The sequence below is a fragment of the Photobacterium angustum genome, from assembly GCF_002954615.1.
Classification (GTDB): domain Bacteria; phylum Pseudomonadota; class Gammaproteobacteria; order Enterobacterales; family Vibrionaceae; genus Photobacterium; species Photobacterium angustum_A.
Genome location: NZ_MSCJ01000001.1, coordinates 1,811,133 through 1,824,750 on the forward strand (window position 1 = coordinate 1,811,133; position 13,618 = coordinate 1,824,750).

Genomic DNA, 13,618 nt, shown 5'->3' on the forward strand with positions numbered 1-13,618 from the left:
GCTATCTATTTGATAGTAGTACGCCCACTTAACAGCTTAAAGTCATCCCTTACTACGCCTTATTAATAGACTTAATATAGTTTTATACAAAAACTATAAATATAACTATCAAGTAGTTAATGAGTAAACAATGACAGTTAACTCAACCTTATTAATAGTTTTGTTACAATGCTCACAAAAAAACAATATCAGTAACATTGTTTTGTAAATTTAATGTTCATTCTGACGATTGCTATCTAAAATTGATTAATGTTGCGAGATTATGCATTGGATTTAAAACATGCTCGCAATACTTCTCAATAATAATAGATATAGGGGCCAAGGATGAAGCCAATCATGTATGTAGTTGTTGAAGGCGTTATCTGGAAAATAACAACGGAAGGTGAATGGATACAAGTTCCTCCATCAGAAATCATCGATGACTCTGTTCCTTTCATAGCAGAGCAGGCACAAGTTAACGACATCATAAAAACTCAAAATAATGAAGACAATGTTGTTGACTTAGCACAATCTGATACTGCACCTCGTCACACACAAAACGCCTCAGAATCTACTGCCAATTCAAGTGATGGTATATCTTTTATTACCCGCATTAAGCCTACGCTTGCTGAAACCTTGCCTGAAGCGGGATTTACTACCCGTCCGACAACTTCCGAAGAAAGAAACGAACGAGATGAAATTGGTGATACCATTTTATCACTTCGTAATTCTGCCGCTTTAACAGTCACAATTGTTGATGGTGGTGATGGCTATGAGAACCGCTTTGAAGTGCCTACGGTCGATATCTTTGGTGACGCTATTGATGTTGAAAATGGCCGTATTGTGGTTGTGACTATCACTGATATTAATGGCAAAGTGTTCACAACAAATGCGGTTGTGAAAGATCAAAAATGGTTCATTAACGATCAAGACTTAAGTGAACTCGCTGAAGGTCCACTTGATGTTTATGCTTCTGTCACTGACTACTATGGCAATTTTGTTGATGCCACAGATAACACCATCAAAGACACCTTAGCTGAAATTACCGCTAAATTTGATGGCAAGGGTGATAACTATCTCAACCAATTTGAAATCGTTGTTAGTGATTTATTAGGCGATATCACCTTTGTAGAAAATAACCAACCCGTTACGATTACCGTCACCGATAGCCAAGGTAAAACCATCACCTTTGAAACGACTAACACTGATGGTACTTGGAACATTAACGACACAGATCTGTCCTCCCTCGCCGAAGGTGAACTCACAGTAGTTGCAGACACGGTCGATATTGCAGGTAATCCAGCCTCTGCCACCAGCACTATTATCAAAGATACCCTAGCAAGTATAACGGCAAATTTTGACGGTAAAGGCGATGAATACCTTAACCGTGTTGAAATCCTTGTAACCGAACTTTTTGGCTCAGTATCTAATGTTGAAAATGGTCAGACTGTCACAATTAAAGTTACCGATAGCAACGGCTTAGAAAAAGCGTTTGAAACCACCGTAATTGATGGCAAATGGACAATCGATGATGCTGACTTAACCAATTTAGCCGAAGGTGAACTCACTATTTTGGCTGAAACTGTTGATATTGCGGGTAACCCAGCTTCAGCGACCAACACCATCATAAAAGACACATTGGCAGACATTAACGCTAATTTTAATGGTAAAGGCGATGAATACCTCAACCGTTTTGAAATTCCTGTCACCGATTTATTTGGTAATGTCGAAAACGTAGAAGATGGACAACCCGTTACCATTACCATCACAGATAGCAACGGTATAAAACAAACCTTCACCACCACTGTTATTAGTGGTCAATGGACAATTGATGATGCTGACTTAACCGATTTAGCCGAAGGTGAACTCACGGTTATCGCTGATACCATTGATATTGCAGGCAACCCAATCTCAGCCACTGATACTATTATCAAAGACACCCTTGCTGACATTACCGCTAACTTTGAAGGTAATGGTGATGAATATTTAAATGAAGCTGAGATTGCCGCTAAAACCAAGTTGTTTGGTGATATCGACTTTGTTGAAAATAACCAGAAGGTTGACGTTACAGTCACCGACAAAAATGGAAAAACCATTTCTTTCACCACAACCGTTGTTAATGGCGCATGGGTCATTGAGGATGCAGATTTAGCCACATTAGCTGATGGTGAGCTAACCATTACAGCAGAAACTAAGGATATCGCAGGTAACCCTGCTATCGCCACCGATACCATCATTAAAGATACCTCAGCACTATCTATTGATATCGTCACTGACAACTACGATTTGGGCGGATTGAATATTACCGCACTCAAGCTTGGTTATGTCGAGTTTTTAGAAGGGACAACAACGGGCACTCAGACGGGTGATAAGATCGAAGTCACGTTTAGTGATGGCACTGAAACCGTTATCTTAACAACCACTGTAGATAGTGCAGGAAATTGGCGTATTGAAGATTTCGATCTTAGCCAACTCAATGTACAAAAAACATGGGAAATGTCAGCAACTGTTACCGATGTGGCAGGTAATACGGCGACTGATGATATGCCGACATTAAGACATCCTGATTCTTCAGTTTTTTATGAGACGACATTAGATTATCAAGGTTCAGCAACAGCAACGGCTTCTATCAATATCGAGTTTGCTGAGTTTACTTTTAATGCCAATCAAACATTACTAGAAAAGCTGACCTCTAACGGTAACCCTATTACAGTGACCATCTCACCGGACGGGCTCACACTAACTGCGGTAAGTAATGGCGTCACCGTTTTAACGGCAACCATTCAAACCGCCTCTCAAGACATTAAAATTAGTTTATTTGAACCTATTGATACTAAACTTGGTTTCAATAGCACTCAATCTGCAATATTGATTGATGGTGTCCAAACCGATAGCGATGGCACAACAGAAACGGTTGTTGCACCCGCGTTAATTTATATCCGAGATTCAGAACCAGCGATTCTTGATGACTATAGCAATGTGATTGAAGGCAATATTACCTCTGGCAATGTACTCAACAATGATAGTGATCTTGATTCCCCTCTCTCTGTTATTCGTGTCACGATTAACGGTGAAACCAAAGATCTAACAGGTCCTTCTGTAACGTTTGATCTTCCTGAAGGTCAACTGACCATAAAAGAAAATGGTCACTGGATTTTCACCGCCAACCGCAATCTCGACCATAGTGCGGGTGATATTGACCTCGTAGTTAACTATATCGCTGGCGATAAAGATAATGACAACGGAAGTGCGGATCTCACCATCACAATTAAAGATGGTGAAGCAAATACCATCATCAATAACAATGAAAGCAATGTTGAAGGACTGATTTCTAATCCAACAGATACCTTTACGGGTGATTTTATTATTCAAGCGGGATCAGATAACCCCGATCCTAATAGCATCACATTTAACGCCCAAACCATTGCTACTTTAACTGCTTTAAATCTAACTTCAGGTATTTCAGTTAATTTACTTGAATACACATTAAGTAGTGATGGAAAAACCATTACAGCGACATCTGGTGGAGAAACCATCTTTACTTTGACCCTAACAGGTGTCGCTAATGGCGATGACGTAACAGGTACTGTCACTTTTGTTCAATATCGTCCTTTAAATCACACCAATGCCAGTAATGTGATCAAATTACCACTACTGATTGATGCTACCGATCTTGATGGTACGAAAACCCCAACAGGACAATTTGATTGGTATATAGAAGATGGCGCAGATCCTGAATTAATCGTCAACCAAGCACTCGACTTTGATGAAGCTAACCTCTCTTCAAACCAACCGATATCCAAAACAGGCACTATCGATATTGTTGTTGGCAGTGATGGCTTAGATACTACTCTTACTAATAACCCGCTGTATTTTGATGTATCCCTATTACCATCAGGACTCACCAGTGGCGGTGAGCTTATCACCTATACAACCGATCCATTAGGTCAAACTATTGTGGCATCCGTTAATGGTGATAAAGTCTTTGATATCATCATTACTCAACAACCTGATGCAGAAGGTAACTCGACGGTTGAGTACACCTTCAACCTATATCAATCTATCGACCAAACCGATCCGAGTGGCATTGAAACCATTACCATTCCAGTCTTTATTCGCGATAACGATGGTGATATCAATCAAGCTAATATCACTGTCACCATTGCTGATGGTAACAACCCTGTCATTACTAACACCACATTAGAAATTACCGAAAACCCAATTGCTGTAGCACCCGATGCGCCACCAGCAGGCACGACAGAAACAGCAAGCTCAACAATTTCTGTTACCGCAGGGCAAGATCCGATTGTCGATTTACAACTGGCTCTAACAGGTGCAGTTCAAACCAGTGATGGTGATGCGATCACTCATAACGGTGAAGCACTGACGTGGCAGTTTGATGGCAACAATACCTATGATGCGGTTTTAGCTAACGGTACGGTGATCTTTTCAATCAACCTTTCCGACATTGGTACTATCGCGGCTGGTGGCAGTGCAGATGCAACCATTACTATTGTTCTGAATGACTTTATTGATCACCTCAATGGCAAAGATACCAAACTCGATATCACCCTTCCGGTTCAAGCCATTGATAGTGATGGCAGTGTTGGAACCTCCAATGTAACAGTCACAATTTGGGATGGTTTGAAGCCAGAAATCATCGTTAATGGCGCTTTAAATGTCCAAGAAAATGATTTACTTGATGATGGTGTAGACAGTGATACATCAAATACTAATGCACCAACAATGAGCTTTAATACTGGCAGTGATGATGTGGTATCCGTTACCTTAGATACCGCCCTCTTTAATGGTAAAAACTACACCAGCGCAGGCAAGAACATCACGCTTGGCGCACCTAATGCTGATGGTTGGTATATCGCAACAGCCGCAGGTAAAGAAATCTTCCAAATCAAAGTTAATCTTGATGGTACGGTGCAATTTGATCTGTTTGCCCCTATTGATCACCCAGACGCTACATCACAAGATACGCTTAACCTTGAATTTGGTGCCATTCTGACTGACAGCGATGGTGACACCTCGCCTGCCACTATCTTTGATGTGAATATCTTAGATGATGTTCCCAAAGGCGGTACTGACGGCACATTGGTTTTAGTTGAAGGACAGAGCCAAACATTACAACTATTAACCGATGAGATCACAGGCGCTGACGGCGGTGAAATTGTTAGCTTCATTTACAACGGTACAACTTACTCTATTGATGGTAATCCGATTGATTTAATCAATACTACGGTTTCGCCGGCGAAAAAATACGGCACCATGGTTGTTAATGCTGACGGTACAATTGAAATAACGACTGTCTCTACTTCTGAATTTAGTGGGCAGATTATCGATAACCTGACATATACAGTCAAAGACGGTGACGGCGATACCGCAGATCGAACCGCAACAATGGCATTGGGTGATAATCCAGGTCATATCAACGTTGAACTAATGGAAGTCTTGGAAGACACATTGACTGCCCCGTTAACAATCAAAGTCTTCCCTGGTGATAATGACCAAAATGAAACCCTTACCAGTATCACTATTAGTGAAAGTTCATTGGCAGGTGGACAACTTTACTTGAATGGCACGTTACTCACGGCAGTCGGTGGTGTCATCACGATTACCGATTTTATTCAAGACGGTAACTTCTATTCTCCAAACGGTGAACTCACCTATCAACCAGCCCCTGATGTTGCAATTAATCAGCAAGGTATGGTGAACCTTGAAGTCACAGCAACCATTTCAAAAGATTCAGGCATTACATCCTTAGAGAAGAAGTTACCTATTAAGGTATATCCAAATGCTGATGCACCAGTATGGGACGCCCCTGAAACTGAATACACAGGCGTTGAGGATGATAACGGCAGCATTAAACTCGACCTTGCTGCCAATCTTACCGATACCGATAGTTCAGAAAAATTAACATATCGAATTTCAGGTATTCCAGATGGCATTACATTAAAACTTAATGGCAATGTCGTTAAAGACGGTGATGTATTAAATCAAAATCAATTGAATAAAATCACTATAGTTTCAGATAAAAACCTTGCAGGTAAATTTGAATTTACCGTAACCGCTATAGCGACCGAAAAAGGTAATCAGTTCATTGATAAAAATGAGCATCAAACCGAAGAAACACCACACCAAGTTATCATTAACATCAAGCCAGACGCTGATACACCTACCCTATCGGTGAAGAACATTAAAGGTATTGAAGATCAACCGATTAACTTAAGCCAAGTATTAGTCGGTAAGCTTACCGATACCGATGGTTCTGAAAGTTTAAGCTATCAAATCAAAGTCCAAGAAGGCTGGTCGATTAAAGGTGGTGGTGCTATTGAGCAACCAGCAGGCTCAGGTGTTTATATTGTCAGCGCCGAAGATATTGAAAGTGGCGAAGCCCTACTTTATCCAAAAGAAGATATTAGCTCATGGACAGAAACGCTGACCATTGAAGTCACGGCGGTATCGACCGAAACCTCCATTGATGGACTTGATCCCGTTAATATCAACGCGGTGAGTGACACCAAAACCATTACCATTGATTTAAAAGGTGTGATTGATCGCCCTGATGTTGCAGATGGCGGTAATGGTCATTGGGAGTATGTTGCAGATAGCACAGATAATTCCACAGGCTTTAAAGGCACAATCAAAGGTACGGCAGGCTTTAACGAAGATAGTCCATTACCTTTAGATTTCATGATCACCACCAGTGATGATGATAAATCGGAACAGATCACTATTATGATCACCAACCTTCCTGACGGAGTGATGTTTGTTGATAGTAACGGTGATCCGATCACACTAGAGATCGTGGGCGAAAGTGCATCGACTGGCGTGATCTACCAGATCAGCAACGATCAGCTTAAAACCACCTTCTTAAAAACACCGAAAGACTTCAGTGGGCAACTTAATTTTGATGTTAACGTGATTTCAACTGAGCCTGATGGTGACAGCGGCGAATTCAATTACCAAGTAGAAATTGATGTGCTTCCTGTCGTTGATGAAAAAGATGGCGCTATCCTTGAAACAACAACGCTTGAGGATAAATCAGCAAACTTCTTAATTGAGCCCGTAATTAATAAAGATATCGATCACAGTGAAAGTTTAACCGGTTATAAGATCACTGGATTACCTTCAGGCTTAACACTCTTTATTGATGGAATAGAAGTTAACGTTCCTACTGGTGGATTAGACCTTGCCGCCCACAAAACCAGTGGCGAATCATGGACTGACTTCATTAACAGCGGTCGTGTTACCGTGCTTGCTGATGAAGATTTAAGTGGTTTATTCAATATTTCAATTAGCTATGAAGTCACTGACACCTCACCTACAGGACAAACAGCGACAAAAGACATTAATGCAACCATTCAGCTTGATGTGAATGGTATTGTTGAAGGCGATACCCGTTTAGAATCAACATCAGAAGTGCTCACCAGTACCGATGGAAGCCCTATCGATTTAACCAACGCGGTTCACTTTTTTGATGAAGATCTCGATGGCTCAGAGTACCTTGATTACATCATCATCGTCGTTCCAAATGGTATTAACTTAATCGTTGAACACCCAAATGGTGCGTCCATTGATGGCAGTGGTAACTGGATTATTCCCGCAACGGGATTAACCAGTGACACCGTAAAAGAATCGATGAAAGATATCTTGGCAGGTGCAACCATTAGCTCTAGCTTTGATACTGACATTATAGATTTACGTGTTGTAGCCCACGTTATTGATGACGAACATTCACGCTATATTGATGCTCCTCTTCAAGTCCAAATTACTGGTCACAGCGGCGGTGGTTCTTGTCTTCCAATTGACGATCCAGATAGCATTCAAGGTGACGATGCCATTATTGCCAAAGAAGGTGAAGATATTGATTTATCAGGGTTGCTGGATGGCAACATTGACGACAACCCTGAAATAGAAATATCGTTTTTTATTGATATCAATGATCTACCTGCAGGTGTTGAAATTGAAGGCGATGGTGTTATTCCTGAATACAACGCTGTTGGTGAAATTCTTGGCTATACCATTACACCAAGCGGCTTAGAAAATATGGTCTTTGTTGGACTCGATGAAGATTGGGCTGGCTGTATTAATATTCCGATTGAGATCACTCAAACGTCCACCTGTAACGGCCAGTCGTCCAAAACAACGCAGAATATCAAGATTGAAGTTATCCCTGTTGTCGATGACATCATTGTTAATGCAGGACAAACCACGATTCAGGAAGACACCGAATCTGCTATCAACTTAGAATTAATCTTAGGCGATAATATTTTCGCGGGACAAACCATCAGCGGCGAAGGCGAATCAGCCACAGGTAAAGAAACCATTAACTGGTTGAAAATTTCTTTACCTGCCGGGGCAAAACTCAACGGCGATCCCGCCATTTTACAAGACAACGGCGATAACACATGGACGATTAAAGACCCAACGCGTTTAGGTGAATTAACCCTAACACCACCACTTAACTTCAGCGGGGAGTTGACCATTAATGTTACAGCCAACATCACTGATGAAGCTGATTGCCCAACCCAAACCGATACCCAAACCAAAACGGCATCAGTGGTAATCAATGTTGCACCAGTAACTGATTTTGCTGAAATGCCCGATAAAATCGAAGTTCTAGGTGACGAAGATAGCTACATTAATATCACAGGCCTAGACGCAATTTTATTTGATGATGATGGTTCAGAAACACTATCACTGAGTATTTCAGGACTACCTGAAGGTGCTGTGCTGTTCTATTCACCTGATGGCGGAAATACATTCGTCCAGTTACCTAACAGCGGTCAATCATGGACTATCAGTGCCAGCCAAATGGACGGGGTTTATATACGTCCACCGCTAGATTTTAGTGGTGATATGAAGCTCAAACTAGAAGCCATCACCAACGAAATTGGTACCAACGATATTAAAACCTCGACCACTGATTTAGTCGTAGGCGTTAAACCTATTGGCGATGATGTTCAGTTCTTTGATGTACCAGAAAGTCTTGCTGGAACTGAAGGTGATAGTTTCACTATTCCAGTGAATCTAGAAAGCTATGAAACAAACAGTGATGAAGCATTACGACTCACAGTAACGATCAGTGCGAATGATCCTGCTCAGTTACAAGGGTTAGATAAAATCGTTATTGGCGGTCAAGAAGTTACCTTTGGGCAAAAAGGAAATAATTGGTTTGCTACCGTCGTCATTAATGCCAATACACTGGATGAATTCACACTTTATCCAGGTGATGCTTATGGCGATATGAAGATCACATTAGCTGCCAATACTGTTGATACAAATATCGTATTAGGCACTGAGTACACTCATGAAGGTGTTATCGCTACCGAAGAGATCAAATTAACCATTGATGCGCTACCTGATGAGCCTGAATTAACGGCGCAATACAACAGTATTATTGCTGAAACAGATTCAACGATCGCCTTAAATCTTGATCTCATGATGCAAAATCCAGCACCTAATGAAAAAGGTAGCATTATGATCACAGGCTTCCCAAGTGATTACACTTTCTCTGCTGGTAAAGCAAAAGATGGTGGTTGGGAAGTCGATCTCGCTGATATTGCCAACCTCACCATAACAGGCAACAGCGCACAAGATTTCACTTTATCTATTGAGCCAAGTGCCAGTATCGGCAACCAAACTGCAACGGGCACAGCGCAAACCATCGATTTCAAAGTCGCAGAGGCTGGTGATAATACCCTAGTAGGTACAGCCAATGACGATTTAATCATCGGCGGTAAAGGCAACGACATAATGTCAGGTGATAGTGGTAATGACAGTTTCGTCTTTAAATCTGATGATCTTGGTTCAATCTCTGCACCAGCACAAGATACTATTTTAGATTTTGATACCACAATTAATAGCGACAACATCGACTTAAGCGCTATTTTATCAAATGTTACTGGTGGTATTTCAGCCGATAACTATATTGATATTACTGAAAATAACGGTTCCGTCACATTACATGTTAAAGACAATGGCACAGATGTTACACAAGAGATAACGTTAGACAATGTGAGTAAAGATGCGCTTTATGGCGCAGATACGAGCTCTGCAACGGAAGCAGAGATTCTACAAAAAATGATAGATGATAATAATCTAATTACTGGCTAGGGATGGTATGAGTAGTAAAAATCCGCCGTTAGATAATGACCTCTGGCTAGCTGCTATATTGTGGCTATGCCAGCATTACAGCATTCGCTGTCATCGTCTAAAAGTCACCTCTGGTTTACCCTTAATAGAGGGTAAACTTGACGATTCTCTGTTTGAACGTGCAGCCAACCAAGCTCAGTTGGACGTTGGCTTACACCCGAAAAAAAAGCTAATCACAGCAAGCTTACCAGCCGTAGGGATAACTGATGCTGGCGAGCCAATCATTATTAGTGAGCACGTTGATGGTGTATTTAAAATCGTCCAGTTTAAAACTAATGATGATCATACCCCAACTCCCGTTGTATCTCAGCAATCAAGCGATGAGCTAACACATCTGCTCAACGGAGATGTTTGGCAGGTTTCGCCGATCCAAGTTGCTGACCCCCGCGTGGATGATATTAAACCTAAGCCGAAAAAACATTGGTTACGTGCAGCGATTTCAGAGGTAAAACCTTGGTATCGTGATCTGCTTATTGCCTCTATTTTTATCAACCTACTCGCTCTTGTCGTGCCGTTATTTACTATGAACGTATACGATCGCGTGGTACCCAACCAAGCCTTTAATACCTTATGGGTGTTGGCGGCTGGGGTATCAATTGCGTTGATATTTGATTGGTTATTACGCGAAGCACGAAGCGCTATCACCGATATGGCTGGGCATCATATTGATACCAAACTATCGGCAATTTTAATGCAAAAAGTATTGGGGATGAAACTTGAACATCGCCCCCAATCAGCCGCTGCATTTGCGCGTCAAATTCAAGACTTTGACAGTGTGCGAGAGTTTTTCACGTCAGTCACTTTAGTTACCTTGGTGGATTTACCTTTCACCTTGTTCTTCCTTGCATTAATTGGTTGGCTTGGCGGACCTATGATGTTTGTTCCTATCGCTGTTATGGTGGTGCTATTGCTCCTAAGCACCATTATGAAAGGAAAAATTGGTCAAACATTGGATGAGTCAGCTCGCTTATCGACCCAGAAACAAACCCAATTATTAGATAGTTTATATAATCTGTCCGATATCAAACAAAACAATGCTGAAGGCATCATCCAACGCCGTTGGGAGCAAACCGTCTCTGCACTCTCTGATTGGCATATCAAATCACGAAAGTACACCAATGTGGTGTCTCATTCGGTAATGAGTAGTCAGCAAATCGTAACCATTGGATTAATTATCATTGGTGTTTATCGTATTTCAGAAGGCTTGCTCAGTATGGGTGGCTTGATTGCTATTGTTATGCTGAGCGGGCGTGCCGCGAGTTCAATCAACCAGTTATCGATGTTAATGCTACGATATCAGCAAAGCCGCTCTGCTATTACAGGGCTTGATCAAGTGATGGCATTACCGCAGGAAAGTAATGAGCATCAGGTCATGGATCGCGGCGAGTTTAACGGTAATGTTCAGTTAGATGATGCGAACTTTGCCTATCCTGAGCAGCAATTCAATGCCCTCAGTAATATAAAATTAGCGATCCGCCAAGGTGAGCGTGTTGGTATTATTGGCGCGGCAGGCTCTGGTAAATCGACCCTATTAGCCCTACTTTCTTATCAATATCGTCCAAGTTCAGGACAATTGTATTTTGAAGGTATTGATGCTCAGTTATGGCCACCCGCCGCCCTTCGTAACAACATCGGTTGGGTTGGACAGCAGCCAGCTCTTATTTACGGCACTATTTATGAAAATATTCTATTTGGCTGTGATGAAGTCGATGAAAAGCGCCTAAGTCATGCCATAACCACCTCGGGCTTAAATAGCTTTATGGATCGCCTTGCCAACGGATTAGAAACCCAAGTCGGTGAAAATGGCCGTAATTTATCAGGCGGTCAACGCCAAGCAGTCGCACTGGCTCGCGCACTGTATCGCTCACCTAGCCTATTGTTGATGGATGAGCCAACTAGCGCTTTAGATCAACAAGCAGAAGAGCGTTTTCGTCAAGCCCTGCATAAATTACCGCTTGATATCACCATGGTAATTAGCTCTCACCGCCAGTCTATTTTGGCGCAATGTGATCGCATTATTGTGCTAGAGCGTGGGCAAATAGTGGCTGATGGTGATGCAAAAACCATTCTTGCTAAACAAAAACCACAACGTCCTGTTAGCCGTGTTCGATCCGTCAGTATTGTTCAAGGAGGCGGTAATGAGCAGTAATTTAAAATGGGCAAATCAAAAACACGCCTATCGTTCTCGTAAAATCGTTTGGCTTTGTTCGCTACTAGTTATCTCTATTATCACTTGGTCTGCTTATTCCAAATTGGAAGAAGTGGTCGTAGGTGATGGCAAAGTTGTACCGACCCTCGCCATTCAAAAAATTCAGAGTTTAGAAGGCGGTATTATTGAACAAGTCTTAGTTAAAGCAGGCGAACAGGTAAAGAAAGGTCAGCCTTTAATTATTTTAGATGACACCCGTTTCCGTACCGCTTTCCAAGAGTCTGATGAGCATTACCGTACTTTACAAGCACAAATCAAACGCCTGAAAGCCGAATTAGACACAGTAAAAGTCAATACCAAGGAAAAAGATTGGAAAAAACAAATCACGATTTCCCATCAAGCTATCGCTTTTGATGATTTAAGTAAGCGTGCCCAGCTTAATGCTAAAGCCAACTACAACGAACGTATTGGACAAATTGAGTCACAACTTGAAGAAGCACAGCTTACGATTGAACAACAAACTGAAGCGTTACGTGATGCGAAAAGTAATACATCCACACTTTATAGCAGTCTTCGTTTAGTCAATAAAGAAGCCAAAATGCTCGAAGGGGCGGTAAAACGAGGCGCTGTTGCGGAAGTAGAATTGATCCAAACACGTCGCGATCAGGTCAAATTACGCGGCGAAATTGCCAGTTCAAAAGTTGCACAACAAAAAACGTCAGCAGCATTACGTGAAGCGATTGTGATGCGCCGCAATCTTGCGTTGGAATTTAGAACCTCAGTCCAAGCACAACTCAATGAATTGACCAATCAGTTTGCCCAATTAGAAGATAGTCAAGAAGGGTTAGCCGATCAGTTAAAACGAACCGAAATCACCGCCCCAATGGATGGCACTATTAAAGATATTTTAGTGCGCTCATTAGGCGGTGTTGTAAAACCCGGTGAACCTATCATGGAGTTAGTGCCCAATGACAGCAAGTTAATCGTTGAAGCGCGAATTTCGCCGCAAGATATTGCTTTTGTACAAACAGGATTAGAAGCCACCATTAAATTTACTGCTTACGATTTTGTGGTTTACGGTGGACGCAAAGGCACAGTGACATATGTCAGTGCTGATGCCCTACAAACAGAAGACGGTACCGCCTATTACCGCGCCCATATTCAGCTCCATGATGATCCCGAGACACGTTTGCAAGTCATTCCCGGCATGCAAGCCATGGTGGATATCTTAACGGGAGAAAAAACCGTTTTGAGCTACTGGTTAAAGCCGTTATTACGCGCCAAAGCAAGTGCATTAAGAGAGCCATAACATTTAGCTAATTA

3 protein-coding genes are annotated in these 13,618 nt (G+C 41.8%); all 3 read left to right on the forward strand.

Translation table 11 applies throughout. The features are described 5' to 3' along the window. Positions 1-336 precede the first annotated feature (336 nt). From BTO08_RS07815 to BTO08_RS07825, 3 genes are read left to right on the forward strand one after another with little or no spacing between them, the layout of a single operon-like run. The gene (locus BTO08_RS07815) at positions 337-10,107 is read left to right on the forward strand and encodes a type I secretion C-terminal target domain-containing protein (RefSeq protein ID WP_105060564.1); all 9,771 of its coding nucleotides are present in this window, start codon (positions 337-339) and stop codon (positions 10,105-10,107) included. 7 nt (positions 10,108-10,114) lie between these two features. Next, entirely contained in the window at positions 10,115-12,295 is a 2,181-nt protein-coding gene (locus BTO08_RS07820) for a type I secretion system permease/ATPase (protein WP_105060565.1), read from the forward strand. After that, positions 12,285-13,604: an HlyD family type I secretion periplasmic adaptor subunit gene (locus BTO08_RS07825; protein ID WP_105060566.1), complete on the forward strand. Its 1,320-nt coding sequence runs from the start codon at positions 12,285-12,287 to the stop codon at positions 13,602-13,604. Before BTO08_RS07820 ends, BTO08_RS07825 begins: the two co-directional genes overlap by 11 nt. Positions 13,605-13,618 lie beyond the last annotated feature (14 nt).